Consider the following 14,800-nt stretch of genomic DNA (forward strand, 5'->3'; position numbering starts at 1 on the left):
GAGATGCCCTACGACCTGCTCATCACGAACGCGCGCTACCTCGACGCTTCCGCGGGCGAGTACCGAGAGGGGGACATCAGAGTCGTCAACGGCACCATCGCCGAGATCGGGGCGGACCTGGCTGCCGCCGGACAGGCCACGGTCGATGCCAGCGGCAAGTTCGTCCTGCCGGGCCTGATCGACTGCCACGTGCACGTCACGGCCGCAACCGCGGACCTCACCCAGCTCGGCGAGTGGTCGCCGAACTACGCTGCCCTGAACACGGCCAGACTCATGGGCAACATGCTGGACCGGGGCTTCACCACCGTGCGCGACGTTGCCGGGGCCGACTTCGGGCTCCACGACGCCCAGGCCGAGGGCCTCCTGCGCGGACCCCGCCTGTTCTTCGGCGGCAAGGCGCTGTCCCAGACCGGCGGCCACGCCGACCCGAGGCCGCGAGGACGGGCTGCCCACGACGGCGGCTACTGCTGCCCGCACATCGGTCGCCTGGCCGATGGAGTCGACCAAGTGCGCCAGGCGGCCCGGGACGAACTGCGCAAGGGGGCCCACCACATCAAGATCATGGCCGGCGGCGGCGTGGCCTCGCCCACAGACCGCATCGACTCCACCCAGTACTCCGTCTCAGAGATCGAAGCGGCAGTCGAGGAAGCCGAGGCCGCCAACCGTTATGTCACCGCCCACGCCTACACGGGCCGGGCGATCAACAGGGCCCTCCGCGCCGGAGTGCGGGGCATCGAGCACGGAAACCTTCTCGATGACGAGTCCTTGGAGCTCTTCAAGGAGCACAACGCCTTCCTCACCATGAACCTCGTGACCTACTGGGCGCTGGAGCGGGAGGGGCGCAACTTCGGGCTCTCACAGGAGAACTGGGAGAAGGTGGCCGAAGTGCTCGACGGCGGGTACGAGGCGCTCGGCAGAGCCCACGAGGCAGGCATCAACCTCGCCTACGGGTCCGACCTGCTGGGCGGCATGCAGGCCCACCAGGCCAAGGAGTTCGCCATCAGGGGCAAGATCCAGCCGGCCATCGACGTGATCCGCAGTGCCACCACGACCGCCGCTGCCCTGCTCCAGCGCGAAGGCCAGTTGGGAGTCATCGCCCCCGGCGCCCAGGGCGATTTCGTGATTACCGGCGAAGATCCCGTCGCCGACCTCTCGGTCCTCGCCGACACGCGCCTGGACTACGTGATCCAGGGCGGTTCCATCGTCAGGGGTCCCGGGAACGGCCCCAGTGAGGAAGGCCCGGGCCCCCGGTGAGGACGCTCAAGGACTGACGCACCGCCCTGCGGGCCGGCCCTGCCGGAGCCTGCTCAGCGGGTGACTGGGTCGTGCGGGTCCAGCAGGTGCAGTTCGCTCCTGCGGGGCGCGCCCTCCCAGTCGCCCGGCACCAGGCAGGCGAACGCGCCCACTTGGGCGGCCAGCAGGAGCCGCTGGTCGACGTCCGCTCCAAGGAGCAGTTCCGAGAGGTACCCGCCGACGAAGGCGTCCCCCGCCCCGACCGTGTCGGCGGCCTTCACGGGCACGGCCTCCCGGGCGTGCCCGGCCCCGTCCACCAAGGCCAGACAGCCCTGGGCGCCGCGCTTGAGGATCACCTGCGAAGGGCCCAGGGCGGCAATGCGCCGGGCCAGCTCCCACGGGTCGGGAGCGGGGCCGACGGCGATCGCGGCCTCGTCGTCGCCGGCGAAGACGATGTCTGCCTTGGCGATGATCTGCCGATACTGCTCCCCCGCGGCTTCCTGGGACCACAGGGCTGCACGGTAGTTCAGGTCGAAGGACACGAGCACCCCGGCCGCCCGGGCACGGTCGATGGCGTCATGGGCAGCGGCGGCCGCCGAGGGCGAGAGGGCCGGGGTGATGCCGGTGACGTGCAGAAGGCGGGACTGCTCGATCACTCCGGCGGGCAGGTCCTCGGGGGCCAGGCGGGAGCCGGCGCTTCCCGCGCGGTAGTACCAGACCTTCAGAGCGTCGGCGGTGCGTCGTTCCTTGACCATCAGCCCGGTGGGGGCGGCATCGCGCACGGAACGGACGTCGATGCCCTCCGCCACGAGCTCGCGCACCACGAGGTCGCCCAGGCTGTCGGCGCCCACCCGTCCGATCCAGGTCACCGGGGTCCCCAGGCGCTGGAGTGCCACGGCCACGTTGCTCTCGGCTCCGCCGATGCCCAGGCTCCAGCCGTGGACATGGGCGAGCGGGCCGGCCGCACCGGCCTTGAACAGCGCCATCGTCTCGCCGAGGGTCACGACGTCGGTGCGCGCCGCCGTGCCTTCCTGCAGCGGGGCACTCACGGGGTGCCCTCCCCCACTGCGGACCCGGATGCCAGGGCGACAGCCTCGGACGTGAGGCGGGTGATCCCGGCGAAGTCTCCGCCCCGGATGCGGTCCCTGGGCACCATCCATGATCCGCCCACCGCTGCGACGGCGGGGATCGCGAGGTAGTCGTGGAGGTTCTCGGGGCCGACGCCGCCGGTGGGCACGAAGCGCACGCCGGCGAACGGCGCCGCAAGTGCTGCGATCGCCGCAGGGCCGCCGGAGGTGCCGGCGGGGAAGAACTTGAGGGTGCTCAGCCCCAGCTCGAGGGCTGCCTGGATCTCGGTGGCGGTCACGGCGCCGGGCAGCGCCAGCACGCCCTTCTCCTGGCAGCGCTCCACGACCGCCCTGCTCAGGCCCGGCGAGACGACGTAGGAGGCGCCAGCCGCGACCGCGTCGTCGACCTGCTGGACGGTCAGCACGGTGCCTGCGCCCACGGTCATGTCCCCGCGGGCGGCCATGATGCGCACTGCCTCGGCAGCCGCCTCCGTCCGGAACGTCACCTCCGCGACCGGCAGGCCGCCGCCGACGAGGGCTGCGGCGAGCGGCGCGGCGTCGGCGGCGTCGTCGAGCACCACCACGGGCACGAGCCCGGCTGCGCTGAGTGCGTCAAGGGGTCCGCTCATCGTGGCGCCCTTCACTTCAGGATGGTGACAGGGACGGCGTCCATGTCATCGAAGGACTGGTTCTCCCCTGCCATGGCCCAGACGAACGAGTAGGCGGCGGTGCCGACGCCCGAATGCAGCGACCAGGACGGGGAGATGACGGCCTGCCGGTCCGCGACCACGAGATGCCTCGTCTCGTCGGGGCGCCCCATCAGGTGGATGACCCGGGCGTCCTGCGGAACGTCGAAGTACAGGTAGCACTCGGTGCGCCGGTCGTGGGTGTGGGCCGGCATCGTGTTCCACATGGACCCGGGGTGGAGTTCGGTCACGCCCATGACGATCTGGCAGGACTTGATGCCGTTCTCGTGGATGTATTGGTTCAGGGACCGTCGGTTGCTGGTGAGCTGGTCGCCGAGCTCGCGCGCGGTGCCCTGCCCCTTGAGCACCAGCTGGCTGGGATAGGCGGTGTGGGCGGGGGCGCTGAACAGGTAGAACTGGGCGCCGCCCTCGTCCCCGTCCGGCGCGTCGGCGAAGACGACGTCGCGGGTGCCCCGCCCGAGGTACAGGCACGCGCCGTTCGGGAGGGTGTGCACCTCGCCATCGGCGGTGACGGTGCCCGAGCCGCCCACGTTGACGATCCCCATCTCGCGGTGGGCCAGGAAGTACTCCGCGCGGAGCTCCTCGAACACGGGCAGGGGAAGCGGTGCGCCGGCGGGCACCGCTCCGCCGAGGACGATCCGGTCGTGGTGGGTGTAGGCGACGCGGACCTCCCCGGGGATGAACAGGTCCTGCACCAGGAACCGGTCGCGCAGCGCGGCGGTGTCGAAGTGCGGGAGCTGGTCAGGGCTCGTGGCGTAACGCTGGTCCATGGGGTGCTTCTCCAATGCAGGGGTCGGTGGGTTCTTGAGGCGGGGAGGTCAGCGGACGAGCCAGCCGCCGTCGACGGGGATGACGGCGCCGTTGACGTAGTCCGACGCTGAGGAGGCGAGGAAGACGAAGGCGCCCTGCAGGTCGGCGGGGGTGCCCCAGCGTCCGGCAGGGATGCGGTCCAGGATGGACTTCTCGCGCGCCTCGTCCGAACGGATCGCCGTGGTGTTGTCGGTGGCCATGTAGCCCGGGGCGATCGCGTTGACATTCACCCCGCGGGCGGCGAGCTCGTTGGCGAACGACTTGGTCAGCCCGGCGACGGCGTGCTTGCTCGCGGCGTACCCGGGCACGAGGATGCCCCCCTGGAAGGAGAGCATCGAGGCGACGTTGATGATCTTCCCCCCGCCGTTGGCCACGAACCGCCTCGCCGCGGCCTGCGAGAGATGGAACACGGCGTCCAGGTTGACGGACATCACCGCGTCCCAGTCCGCGGCCGGGTGCTCCAGGAGCGGGGCGCGGCGGATGATCCCGGCGTTGTTCACGAGGATGTCGATGCGCCCGAGCTCTGCCTCGACGGACTGGATCGACTCGTCCAGCTCCTCCGGGGTCGCCGTCACGAGGTCCTGCTCGATCAGGTGGGCGGTGCGGCCGAGGGCCCGGACCTTCTCGGCCGTCTCGCGTGACGCGCTCTGGCTGAGCAGGGCGACGTCGGCGCCTGCCTCGGCGAGCGCGACCGCCGCGCCCTGCCCGAGACCCCGTGACGCGCCCGTCACGAGAGCGACCTTCCCGTCCAGTCGGAACGAGTCGAGAACCATCAGATTTCCTCCATCACGGTCAACGTCAGTAGTAGGTGCGCAGGTACTCGGCCAGGCAGAGGATCGCCATGGCCTGCCCGTACGGCATCGAGGTGCGCGGGATGCTGCGGTAGAAGTCCAGGTCCGGGCCCATGCCGGTGCCGAAGGACACCTGCTGCAGCTCGCCGTCGGCGGAGATGTTCCGGATGACGGCCTGCACAGCACGCTCGGCCGTCGCCGTGTACTCCGCCTTGAGGTAGCCCTTGCGGACGGCCTTGAGGATCCCGTAGGCGAATCCGGCGGTGGCCGACGCCTCGAGGTACGAGGACGGGTCGTCGAGGAGCGTGTGCCAGAGTCCCGAGCTGTCCTGCACCGCGGCGAGGGCCGCAACCTGGGCGTCGAGGACCTCGATGAGGAACCGACGCACGGGGTCCGACTCCGGCAGGCCGGTCAGCTCGAGGAAGTCTGGGATGACCATCGTCAGCCACGAGTTGCCCCGCGCCCAGCGCGCCCTGGCGAAGTTGTGGTTCCCCTCGAAGGACCAGCCGTGGAACCACAGCCCCGTCTCGCGGTCCATGAGGTAGGCCACGTGGGTGAGGAACTGGAAGGTTGCCTCTTTGACGTACTCCGGGCGGTCGAGCAGCAGGCCGATCTTCGTCAGGGGCAGGACGGTCATCATGAGCGTGTCGTCCCACAGCTGGTGGTGGTTCTCCTCTGCCAGGGTCATGTGCTGCATGCCGCCGTGGGGCGTGCGCGGCATGGACCGCATGGCCCATTCGGCCCACGCATCGAGCCACGGAAGCAGGGTGCGGTCCTTCGTCTCCTCGTAGCGGCAGGCGAGCGTCAGGAAGGGTGCCATGGTGTTGACGTTCTTCGTGGTGCCCTCCGCGAGCCGCTCGGCGAACCACGAGTCGATGATCTCGCGCATGCCGTCCTCGCCGGTCTGGTCGTAGTACTGCCAGATCCCGTAGAGGCCGATCCCGTGGGTCCACTCCCAGCCTGCCCAGCCCTTCGTGTCGATGACCCGGCCGTCGTCCAGCCGGAGGAGGAACTCACCGGTTTCATCCGTGATGGCGACCAGGTTCTCGGTGAGCCGGCGGATCAGCTCCTGAAGGCCGCTGCGCGTGATGGACCGCTGCGGTGCCCGCAGCAGCGGACTGTGCTTCACCGGCCACACCGCTGCGCTCGGGGCCTTGGTCTTCTCGGTCATCTGCTTCTCCGCTTGATGTGGTGTAGGTGCTGATGGGGTGGCTCTCGGCGAGGGGACCGCGGGGATCCCCCCGCCGAGGAGCGGGCCTAGACGCCGCTGGTGCTTCTCGGGTGAAGCGAGGCCTTCTCGTCCTCGAGGTCCGCGAGGGACTTGCCCTTCGTGTCCGGGGAGAGGAGCGCCGCCAGGCCGGCGACGACGCAGATGCCGAAGGTGGCACCTCCGATGACGAGGGGGACGTTCGCGGTCCCAGGGGGAGCGATCGCGGTGAAGATGCTGGGGAAGAACGAGGCGATCATGAGGCCGATGTTCTGCGCCACCGCGAAGCCGGTCACGCGGATCCGCAGGGGGAACTGCTCCTGGAAGAAGGTCGCGAAGGTGGCGTTCCACATCTGGAAGAGCGCCCCCTGGACGATGACCACGAACACGAAGACGAGGACCAGGCTCCTCTGGTCGATGGCCCAGAGGTATGCCGTGGCCAGCAGGCCGCCGCCCACGCCGCCGACCACCATGAGGGCCCTGCGCCCGATCCGGTCGGACAGGGCACCGAAGACGGGGATCAGGATCACGGCGACGATGTTGGCCACGAGGGTGACCCAGAGGAACTCTCCGGCCGAGAAGCCGATGCCGTAGCCCTTCTGCGTCGCATAGGACACCCCGAAGACCAGGGTCGCCATGCCGATGACGTTGGTGAAGGTCATCAGGATGCACCGGACCAGGACCCACGGGTAGCTGCGCAGGAGCTCGAGGAGGGGGAACCGCCGCTTCACTGCGGCCTGGGCGGACTGGGCGACGTAGGCCGGGGGCTCCTGGACGCGACGACGGATGAGGTACCCCGCGAGGATCACGAAGGCACTCAGCAGGAACGGGACGCGCCAGCCCCACGACTGGAACTGGTCTGCGGGCAGCATCGCGGACAGGGGCAGGAGCGCGGCCGTGGCGAGGATCGAGCCGACCTGGGTGCCCTGGAGGCTGAAGCTGGCGAAGAACCCGCGCTTCGCGTCGGGCGAGTGCTCGACGATCATCGCGCTGGCTCCGCCGAGTTCACCGGCGACCGCGAAGCCCTGGATCAGGCGGAGGGCCACCAGGAGGGCCGGCGCGAGCAGGCCCACCTGGCGGTACGTGGGGAGGAGTCCCACCGCGAAGGTCGCGGTGCCCATCAGCAGCATGGCGAAGACGAGGACCTTCTTGCGGCCGTGGCGGTCCCCGTAGGCACCCAGGACGACCGCCCCGAGCGGACGGGAGACGTAGCCGACCGCGTACGTGGCGAGGGAGGCGATGATGGCGACCGTCGGGTTCCCTGACGGGAAGAAGATGCCCGGGAAGACGAGCGCTGCGACTGTCGAGTACAGCGCGAAGTCGTAGTACTCGAGGGCGCTCCCGATCCACCCGCTGATCGCGGCCCTCCTCGGGTTGCGCCGCCCCATGGTGGCGTCGGGACTGATGGTGTCCCCGGCTGACGTGTTCATGTGCTGACTTCCTTCATCGACGTTGGTGACAAGCCGGCGCTGGCCCCGCAGGGCGCTGGTCGTGGTGGGCTGCTGATGGCTCCAGTCCGCGCATCCGCCGCGCGGTGGGGACGGGGCCACGGCCTCCTCCTCTCTGCGGCGCAGAGTCCGGAGGACCCAGAAGACGTTTTCTTGAATCGTTTCATGAATCGTAGGAGCGTGAGGCAGGCCACGTCAAGGGCCGGGTGCAATCCGGGGGTCAGCGACCGGCGTGCGTCACGCCGGGCCGAGTGCGTCCGGCCGGACGCGGGTCAGCGGTGCGGCCGGATTCGGGGGCGCGACGGCTAGTCTGCGCGCCCCGTCGTGGACGCCCGCACGACCAGTTCGGGCTCGAAGACGACATGCCGCGGCCCGAGCCCCGGATCCTCGGCCTCCTCGCGCAGGATGCGCACCGCGGTCTGGCCGATGAGCTCGCGCGGCTGGCGCACCGAGGAGAGCGGCACCACGGCGGCCGAGGCGAAGTCGATGTCGTCGTAGCCCACGATCGCCACGTCCTCGGGGATCCTGAGCCGGCCCTCGCCCATGAGCACCTGCAGCGCTCCGATGGCCACGAGGTCATTCCCCGCCAGGATCGCGTCCGGCCGCTGGGCCGGCGGGCGTCCGAGGAGGGCCTTCGCTGCGAGCCGCCCATCCTCGAAGGTGAGGGCCTTGGTGGCGATGGCCTCGACGCTCGCCTCGGGCACGGCGCCGACGGCGGACTCCACCCCCGCGAGGCGGTCCTGCATCTGCTCGAGGTCGGGCGGCCCTCCCACGAAGGCGAGCCGGCGCCGCCCGAGGTCGAGCACGTGCTGGGCCGCCATCCGGCCGCCCTCGACGTCGTCCACGGCCACCGAGCTCAGGTTCCTCGTTCCGGCGGTGCGGTCCACGAGGACCACCGGGGTTCCCGCGGCCCGGAGCCGCTCGAGCCGGTCGCCGGGGTCCTTGATCGGGGAGATGAGCATTCCGAGGACCCGCTGCGTCTCGAAGTAGTCGAGGTGCGCGGCCTCACGCTCCGGGGACTCATCGCTGTTCGCCATGACGACCGAGAGCCCGTGCGAGTCCGCCTCGTCCTCGGCCCCGCGGGCCACATCGGTGAAGAACGGATTGCGCACGTCCAGCACGAGGAGCCCGATGGTGGTGGAGCGGCCCGCCCTCAGCTGCCTGGCAGCGTCATTGCGGACGAATCCGAGTTCGGCGATGGCCGCGCGCACGCGCTCGACCGTGGCCGCACGGACGATGTCCGGGCGGTTGAGCACGTTGGAGACCGTGCCCACCGACACGCCGGCGCGCTCCGCCACATCGCGGACGCTGGCCGTTCCGGCAGCGGCCGCACCGGCTGGACCGGAGGGCGTCGATCGGGAACGGCTCATGCTCCGGAGACTATCGCCTTCTGGGCGCCACGGCGGCACAGCATGGCCCAGCAGTCCCCCGGGGGGCATGGCCAGCAGCGCGGCAGGGTGTTGACCTCTGCGCCACGACGTCCGTACTCTGGTGGCAGCAGCCATTTGAAACGATTCAGGATCGAGGGACGGCATGGCCCCCACCGCAGCGCCGCGGCGGCGCATCTGCTTCCAGCAGCGGATCCAGCCCGAGCGCATCGACGAGTACAGGCGCCGCCACGCCGCCGTCTGGCCCGAGATGCTCGAGGCGCTCGAGGCTGCCGGCTGGCACAACTACTCGCTCTTCCTCGGCCCGGACGGGCTGCTGATCGGCTACGTCGAGACGGACAGCCTCGAAGCCGCGGCGTCCCGGATGGCCGCCTACGAGGTCAACGCCCGCTGGCAGGCCGAGATGGCGGACCTCTTCGACGGCATCGACACGCCCCCGGACGAGGCCTTCGTCCCCCTCGAGGAGGTCTTCAACCTCGAGTCCCAGCTCGCCGCAGCCCGCACCGACGGCGCCCGGGCCGGCCACACGGCGTCGTCCGCCGGCACCGCACCCACCACGGCAGGAGAATGACCATGACCGCACCCACCACCGTCCCCGGGGCCCTCGACGGCCTCGCGATCGAGGTCCCCTCCTGGGCCTACGGCAATTCCGGGACCCGCTTCAAGGTCTTCGGCACCCCGGGCACGCCCCGCACGGTTCAGGAGAAGATCCAGGACGCGGCGAAGGTCCACGAGCTCACGGGCCTGGCCCCGTCCGTCGCGCTGCACATCCCGTGGGACAGGGTCGAGGACTACGCCGCGCTGGGGGACTATGCCGAGGGTCTGGGCGTGAGGCTCGGCACCATCAACTCCAACACGTTCCAGGACGACGTCTACAAGTTCGGCTCGCTCACCTCCTCCGACGAGTCCGTCCGGCGCCGGGCGGTCGAGCACCACCTCGAGTGCATCGAGGTCATGGACGCGACCGGCTCCCGCGACCTGAAGGTCTGGCTCGCGGACGGGACGAACTACCCCGGCCAGGACGACATCCGCGGCCGCCAGGACCGCCTCGCCGAGTCCCTCGCCGAGATCTACGCCCGCCTGGGCGAGGGCCAGCGGCTCGTGCTCGAGTACAAGTTCTTCGAGCCGGCGTTCTACCACACGGACGTGCCGGACTGGGGCACCTCCTACGCCCAGACCCTGGCCCTGGGCGAGAAGGCGTTCGTGTGCCTGGACACCGGCCACCACGCCCCGGGCACCAACATCGAGTTCATCGTGGCCCAGCTGCTGCGGCTGGGGAAGCTGGGCTCGTTCGACTTCAACTCGCGCTTCTACGCCGACGACGACCTGATCGTCGGCGCGGCGGACCCGTTCCAGCTCTTCCGGATCATGGTCGAGGTGGTCCGCGGCGGCGGCCTCGAGACCGGTTCCGGCGTGGCGCTCATGCTCGACCAGTGCCACAACCTCGAGGAGAAGATCCCCGGCCAGATCCGCTCGGTGCTCAACGTCCAGGAGATGACCCTGCGCGCCCTCCTCCTCGACCGCGCCGCCCTCGAGGACGCCCAGCGCAGCCGCGACGTGCTCGCCGCGAACGCGGTCTTCATGGACGCCTTCTACACCGACGTCCGCCCGGCCTTGGCCACCTGGCGCGAGGAGCGCGGCCTGCCCGCGGACCCGATGGCCGCCTACGCCGCCTCCGGCTACCAGAAGCTCATCAACGACACCCGCACCGGCGGCACCCAGGCCGGCTGGGGCGCCTGAGAGGAATGCACCACACCATGGACCCGAACCAGCAGCAGAACCCGCCGCAGAACCAGACCGTCGCGGAGCTGATCGCCCGCTCCAACCGCCTGGGTGCGGACAGGCGGACCACCAACTACGCCGGCGGGAACACCTCCGCCAAGGGCACCGAGACCGATCCCGTGACCGGCGAGCCGGTCGAGCTGCTGTGGGTGAAGGGCTCCGGCGGGGACCTCGGGACCCTGAGGGAGGAGAACCTCGCCGTGCTGCGCCTGGACCGCCTCCGCGCGCTGGCGGGGGTGTACCCGGGAGTGGAGCGCGAGGACGAGATGGTCGCCGCGTTCGACTACTGCCTCCACGGCAAGGGCGGCGCCGCGCCGTCGATCGACACCGCGATGCACGGCCTCGTCGACGCCGCCCACGTGGACCACCTCCACCCGGACGCGGGCATCGCCATCGCGACCGCGGCCGACGGCGAGGCGCTCACCGGCAAGATCTTCGGCGGGAAGGTCGTCTGGGTGCCATGGCGGCGCCCCGGCTTCCAGCTCGGCCTGGACATCGCCGCGGTCAAGGCCGCCCATCCCGAGGCGGTCGGCACGATCCTCGGCGGCCACGGCATCACCGCGTGGGGCGCAACGAGCGAGGAAGCCGAGGCCAACTCGCTGTGGATCATCGCCGAGGCCGAGAAGTACCTCGCCGCCAACGGCCGCCCCGACCCGTTCGGCCCCACCCTGGAGGGCTACGGCGCCCTGCCCGAGGCCGAGCGCCGCGCCAAGGCCGCCGCCCTCGCCCCCGTGATCCGCGGCCTGGCCTCGACCGACCGGCCTCAGGTGGGCCACTACACCGACGACCCCCGGGTCCTTCAGTTCCTCGCCTCCGCGGAACACCCCCGCCTGGCGGCCCTGGGCACCTCCTGCCCGGACCACTTCCTGCGCACCAAGGTCGCCCCCCTCGTCCTCGACCTGCCCGCCGAGGCCTCGATCGAGGACAGCGTCGCCCGGCTCAGGGAGCTCTACGCCGGGTACCGCGAGGCGTACGCGGCCTACTACCGCCGCCACGCGGACGCCGATTCGCCGGTCATGCGGGGGGCGGACCCGGCCATCGTGCTCATCCCGGGCGTGGGCATGTTCTCCTACGGCAAGGACAAGCAGACCGCCCGGGTCGCCGGCGAGTTCTACCTCAACGCGATCAACGTCATGCGCGGCGCCGAGGCCGTCTCCTCCTACGCCCCCATCGAGGAGTCGGAGAAGTTCCGCATCGAGTACTGGGCGCTCGAGGAGGCCAAGCTCGCCCGCCTCCCCCAGCCCAAGTCCCACGCGACCCGGATCGCCCTGGTGACCGGGGCGGCCTCAGGCATCGGCAAGGCCGTCGCGACCCGCCTCGCCGCCGAGGGCGCGTGCGTTGTCATCGCCGACCTCGACCTCGAGAAGGCGCAGGCCGCGGCCGCGGAGCTCGGCACCGCCGACGTCGCCATCGGGGTGCGCGCGGACGTGACCGACGCCGACCAGGTCGCCGCCGCGGTCGACGCTACGGTGCTGGCCTTCGGCGGGATCGACCTCGTGGTGAACAACGCCGGCCTGTCCATCTCCAAGCCCCTGCTGGAGACCTCCGAGAAGGACTGGGACCTCCAGCACGACGTCATGGCCAAGGGCTCCTTCCTGGTCTCGCAGGCCGCCGCGAAGGCCATGATCGCCCAGGGCATGGGCGGGGACATCGTGTACATCTCCTCGAAGAACTCCGTCTTCGCCGGCCCGAACAATATCGCCTACTCCGCCGTCAAGGCCGACCAGGCCCACCAGGTGCGCCTCCTCGCGGCCGAGCTGGGCGAGCACGGCATCCGCGTCAACGGCATCAACCCCGACGGGGTGGTCCGCGGCTCCGGCATCTTCGCCGGCGGCTGGGGCGCAAAGCGCGCCGCGGTCTACGGGGTCGAGGAGGACAAGCTCGGCCAGTTCTACGCCCAGCGCACCCTGCTCAAGCGCGAGGTCCTGCCCGAGCACGTCGCCAACGCCGCCGCGGTCCTGACCGGCAGCGAGCTCTCCCACACCACGGGCCTGCACGTCCCCGTCGACGCCGGCGTCGCCGCCGCCTTCCTCCGATGAGCACCCGATCGTTCGTCGCGGTCGACGTCGGCGCCTCCTCCGGGCGCGTCATCCTCGCCACGGTTTCTCCAGACCGGGGGGCGGACGACGGCGCGCCCCGCGTCGCGCTCGACGTCGTCCACCGCTTCCCGAACGGCGTGATCGACGACGGCGTGGACAGCGCGGGCAAGCGAGTCCTGCGCTGGGACCTGCCCGGGATCTTCGCCGAGGTCCAGGATGGCCTCGCGAAGGCAGGCGAGCTCGCGGCGGAGCGGGGGCTGCGGGTCGAGAGCATCGGCATCGACACGTGGGCCGTGGACTACGGGCTCGTCGACGCGGCCGGCAGGCTCAAGGAGCCCGTCCACGCGTACCGCGACGCCCGGACCGAGGCCACAGTCCCCGTGGTCCACGAGAAGGTCCCACCAGAGAAGCTCTACAAGGTGACGGGCCTGCAGTTCCTGCCGTTCACCACGCTCTACCAGCTCGCCGCGGAGCCGCGGCTCCACGGGTACCAGGCCCTGCTCATCCCGGACCTGCTCGCGTTCTGGCTCACCGGCTCCCGCCGCACCGAGGAGACCAACGCCTCCACCACCGGGCTCCTCGACGCCCGCACCGGCATCTGGTCGGCGCAGCTGTTCGAGGAGCTCGGCCTGCCCGAGGGCCTCTTCCCCGAGCTCATCGTCGCCGGCGAGACCTACGGGACGCTTCTCCCCGCGGTAGCCGAGCGCACGGGGCTGCCACCGGACACGCCGGTCGTCGCGGTGGGCTCCCACGACACCGCCTCCGCCGTCGCCGCGGTCCCCGCATCCGAGGGCGAGGACGTCGCCTACATCTCCTCGGGCACCTGGTCCCTCGTGGGCGTCGAACTCGACAAGCCCGTGCTTACCGAGGCCAGCCGCGCGGCGAACTTCACCAACGAGCGCGGGGTACACGACACCATCCGCTACCTGCGCAACGTCGGCGGCCTCTGGCTCCTCTCCGAATCCCAGCGGCAGTGGGCCGCCGAGGGGCGCGGGCTGGAGCTCGAGGCCCTGCTCGCCGCCGCGGCAGCCCTGCCCGCCGGCGGCCCGCAGATCGATGTCGACGCCGAGGAATTCCTCGCGCCGGGCGGCATGCCCGAGCGGATCCGCGCCGCCGCCGCGCGGGCCGGCACCCCCGGCGGCGAGGTGCTCGCGGACGAGCCGGCCGCCGTCGTGCGCTGCATCCTCGACAGCCTCGCCGCCGCCTACGCCCGCACCCTCACCCAGGCCGCGCAGCTCTCCGGGCGGCGCCCGGGCGCCGTCCACGTGGTCGGCGGAGGTTCGCAGAACGAGCTCCTCTGCCGTCTCACCGCCGCCGCGACCGGGCTCCCCGTGCTCGCCGGCCCCGTCGAGGCCACCGCCCTCGGCAACATTCTCGTCCAGGCCCGCGCCGCCGGCGCGCTCGACGGCGGCCTCCCCGCCCTCCGCGCCGCTGTCCGGGCCAGCGTCCAGCTGCGGGAGCACACGGCCGCGGCGGCCTGATCGGCCTCGAGGGCGAAGGAGGAGGCGCCTCCTCGCGAGCAGGACGCCCCGAGGGCGTCTCGGGTGCGACGAGGCGTCTGGCGGCGCCGCGCCTACGCCGCCGCGGCGCTCCCGGCGGCCGACGCCGCGTGGCGCCCGAGCGCCCCGGCCAGCCCCGCGGCGTCGTGCGCCCCGGCGAAGGCCTCGGTGCCCGGCTCGAGGGCTCGCCCGGCGGCGAGGGACCCGGCATCGACGGCGTCGTAGCCGAGGGCGTCGATGAAGGCGAGCACGCGCCCGCGGGCGTCGGGGTCGTCCCCCGCGACGGCGAGGGCGCGGCGGCCCGGGGAGCCCGCGGGGCGGCCGTCCGCCTCGAGCTCGTGGTAGCCGATGTGGTTGAGGGTCTTGACCACGTGCGAGGCGGCGAGGAAGTCCTGGACCACCTCGGAGGAACCGCGGCCTGCCAGCTCGGGCATGGTCCCGTCCGTCGGCTCCCAGTAGTTCATGGCGTCGACGACCACCCGGCCGGCGAGAGCGGCGGAGTCGAGCGTGCGGTACTTGTGCAGCGGCAGGGCCAGGACCACGAGGTCCGCCTGGGCAGCCTCGGCCGCCGTCACCGCGAGCGCGCCGGGGGTGATGATCTCCACGATGAGCGCGATGTCCTCGACCGGCTTCGCGGTGGCGATCCGCACCTCGAACCCGGCCTTGAGGGCCTCCCGGGCCACGGCGGTGCCGACGCGGCCCGCCCCGAGGATGCCGATGCTCCTGATGCCCTGCTCCATGCTGCTGCGCTCCGTCGATGTTGTGGACTCGTCAACTACCTGTCTGGGTCAACGCCGCCGCGCTCCCCCGCATTCCGCACGCGGCGGGG

The 14,800-nt window shown here is 71.5% G+C and carries 13 protein-coding genes; 5 read left to right on the forward strand and 8 right to left on the reverse strand.

Annotated elements, in window-relative coordinates:
* The first annotated feature begins 3 nt into the window (after positions 1 to 3).
* A complete protein-coding gene (locus ACVWWH_RS03345) occupies positions 4 to 1,254 on the forward strand; it encodes an amidohydrolase family protein (protein ID WP_457315613.1) in 1,251 nt (416 codons plus the stop codon).
* 53 nt (positions 1,255 to 1,307) lie between these two features.
* On the opposite strand, the gene ACVWWH_RS03350 is transcribed toward ACVWWH_RS03345, so the two are convergent.
* The 7 genes from ACVWWH_RS03350 to ACVWWH_RS03380 all read right to left on the reverse strand — a co-directional run bounded on the left by ACVWWH_RS03350 (position 1,308) and on the right by ACVWWH_RS03380 (position 8,633).
* The gene (locus tag ACVWWH_RS03350) at positions 1,308 to 2,282 is read right to left on the reverse strand and encodes a sugar kinase (protein WP_457315614.1); all 975 of its coding nucleotides are present in this window, start codon (positions 2,280 to 2,282) and stop codon (positions 1,308 to 1,310) included.
* Positions 2,279 to 2,929: a bifunctional 4-hydroxy-2-oxoglutarate aldolase/2-dehydro-3-deoxy-phosphogluconate aldolase gene (gene eda, locus ACVWWH_RS03355; protein WP_457315615.1), complete on the reverse strand. Its 651-nt coding sequence runs from the start codon at positions 2,927 to 2,929 to the stop codon at positions 2,279 to 2,281. Before eda ends, ACVWWH_RS03350 begins: the two co-directional genes overlap by 4 nt.
* Before the next feature lie 11 nt (positions 2,930 to 2,940).
* Positions 2,941 to 3,777, reverse strand: a complete 837-nt coding sequence (kduI, locus tag ACVWWH_RS03360) for a 5-dehydro-4-deoxy-D-glucuronate isomerase (RefSeq protein WP_066500906.1) — start codon at positions 3,775 to 3,777, stop codon at positions 2,941 to 2,943.
* 48 nt (positions 3,778 to 3,825) lie between these two features.
* Positions 3,826 to 4,590: a 2-dehydro-3-deoxy-D-gluconate 5-dehydrogenase KduD gene (kduD, locus tag ACVWWH_RS03365; protein ID WP_457315616.1), complete on the reverse strand. Its 765-nt coding sequence runs from the start codon at positions 4,588 to 4,590 to the stop codon at positions 3,826 to 3,828.
* A 25-nt stretch (positions 4,591 to 4,615) separates the two neighbouring features.
* A complete protein-coding gene (bglB, locus tag ACVWWH_RS03370) occupies positions 4,616 to 5,779 on the reverse strand; it encodes a beta-galactosidase BglB (RefSeq protein WP_066500910.1) in 1,164 nt (387 codons plus the stop codon).
* A gap of 86 nt (positions 5,780 to 5,865) precedes the next feature.
* Complete coding sequence (locus ACVWWH_RS03375; protein ID WP_457315617.1) at positions 5,866 to 7,245, reverse strand: MFS transporter; 1,380 nt, start codon at positions 7,243 to 7,245, stop codon at positions 5,866 to 5,868.
* 323 nt (positions 7,246 to 7,568) lie between these two features.
* Positions 7,569 to 8,633 carry a LacI family DNA-binding transcriptional regulator gene (locus tag ACVWWH_RS03380; RefSeq protein WP_084249632.1) on the reverse strand — a complete coding sequence of 355 codons (1,065 nt, stop codon included), beginning with the start codon at positions 8,631 to 8,633 and terminating at the stop codon, positions 7,569 to 7,571.
* A 163-nt stretch (positions 8,634 to 8,796) separates the two neighbouring features.
* Between ACVWWH_RS03380 and ACVWWH_RS03385 the strand changes: the two genes are divergently transcribed.
* From ACVWWH_RS03385 to ACVWWH_RS03400, 4 genes are read left to right on the forward strand one after another with little or no spacing between them, the layout of a single operon-like run.
* Positions 8,797 to 9,222: an L-rhamnose mutarotase gene (locus ACVWWH_RS03385; RefSeq protein ID WP_457315618.1), complete on the forward strand. Its 426-nt coding sequence runs from the start codon at positions 8,797 to 8,799 to the stop codon at positions 9,220 to 9,222.
* Positions 9,223 to 9,224: 2 nt separating this feature from the next.
* Positions 9,225 to 10,391 carry an L-rhamnose isomerase gene (gene rhaI / locus ACVWWH_RS03390; RefSeq protein WP_457315619.1) on the forward strand — a complete coding sequence of 389 codons (1,167 nt, stop codon included), beginning with the start codon at positions 9,225 to 9,227 and terminating at the stop codon, positions 10,389 to 10,391.
* Between the two features lie 17 nt (positions 10,392 to 10,408).
* Positions 10,409 to 12,472, forward strand: coding sequence for a bifunctional aldolase/short-chain dehydrogenase (locus ACVWWH_RS03395; protein WP_457315620.1), 2,064 nt, complete (start codon positions 10,409 to 10,411; stop codon positions 12,470 to 12,472).
* On the forward strand, positions 12,469 to 13,953 hold the full coding sequence (locus ACVWWH_RS03400) for a rhamnulokinase (protein ID WP_457315621.1): 1,485 nt from the start codon (positions 12,469 to 12,471) through the stop codon (positions 13,951 to 13,953). The genes ACVWWH_RS03395 and ACVWWH_RS03400 overlap by 4 nt, the downstream gene beginning before the upstream one ends.
* A gap of 92 nt (positions 13,954 to 14,045) precedes the next feature.
* Here ACVWWH_RS03400 and ACVWWH_RS03405 read toward each other — a convergent pair whose 3' ends face one another.
* The gene (locus tag ACVWWH_RS03405) at positions 14,046 to 14,711 is read right to left on the reverse strand and encodes an NADPH-dependent F420 reductase (RefSeq protein WP_457315622.1); all 666 of its coding nucleotides are present in this window, start codon (positions 14,709 to 14,711) and stop codon (positions 14,046 to 14,048) included.
* Positions 14,712 to 14,800: the final 89 nt, after the last annotated feature.

Source organism: Sinomonas sp. RB5 (assembly GCF_054063535.1).

Bases quoted from the DNA above. Each gene is read 5' to 3' on its own strand.
- ACVWWH_RS03345 (WP_457315613.1), top strand. From the start codon at position 4: ATGCCCTACGACCTGCTCATCACGAACGCGCGCTACCTCGACGCTTCC.
- eda (WP_457315615.1), bottom strand. From the start codon at position 2,929: ATGAGCGGACCCCTTGACGCACTCAGCGCAGCCGGGCTCGTGCCCGTG.
- kduI (WP_066500906.1), bottom strand. From the start codon at position 3,777: ATGGACCAGCGTTACGCCACGAGCCCTGACCAGCTCCCGCACTTCGAC.
- kduD (WP_457315616.1), bottom strand. From the start codon at position 4,590: ATGGTTCTCGACTCGTTCCGACTGGACGGGAAGGTCGCTCTCGTGACG.
- bglB (WP_066500910.1), bottom strand. From the start codon at position 5,779: ATGACCGAGAAGACCAAGGCCCCGAGCGCAGCGGTGTGGCCGGTGAAG.
- ACVWWH_RS03375 (WP_457315617.1), bottom strand. From the start codon at position 7,245: ATGAACACGTCAGCCGGGGACACCATCAGTCCCGACGCCACCATGGGG.
- ACVWWH_RS03380 (WP_084249632.1), bottom strand. From the start codon at position 8,633: ATGAGCCGTTCCCGATCGACGCCCTCCGGTCCAGCCGGTGCGGCCGCT.
- ACVWWH_RS03385 (WP_457315618.1), top strand. From the start codon at position 8,797: ATGGCCCCCACCGCAGCGCCGCGGCGGCGCATCTGCTTCCAGCAGCGG.
- rhaI (WP_457315619.1), top strand. From the start codon at position 9,225: ATGACCGCACCCACCACCGTCCCCGGGGCCCTCGACGGCCTCGCGATC.
- ACVWWH_RS03395 (WP_457315620.1), top strand. From the start codon at position 10,409: ATGGACCCGAACCAGCAGCAGAACCCGCCGCAGAACCAGACCGTCGCG.
- ACVWWH_RS03400 (WP_457315621.1), top strand. From the start codon at position 12,469: ATGAGCACCCGATCGTTCGTCGCGGTCGACGTCGGCGCCTCCTCCGGG.
- ACVWWH_RS03405 (WP_457315622.1), bottom strand. From the start codon at position 14,711: ATGGAGCAGGGCATCAGGAGCATCGGCATCCTCGGGGCGGGCCGCGTC.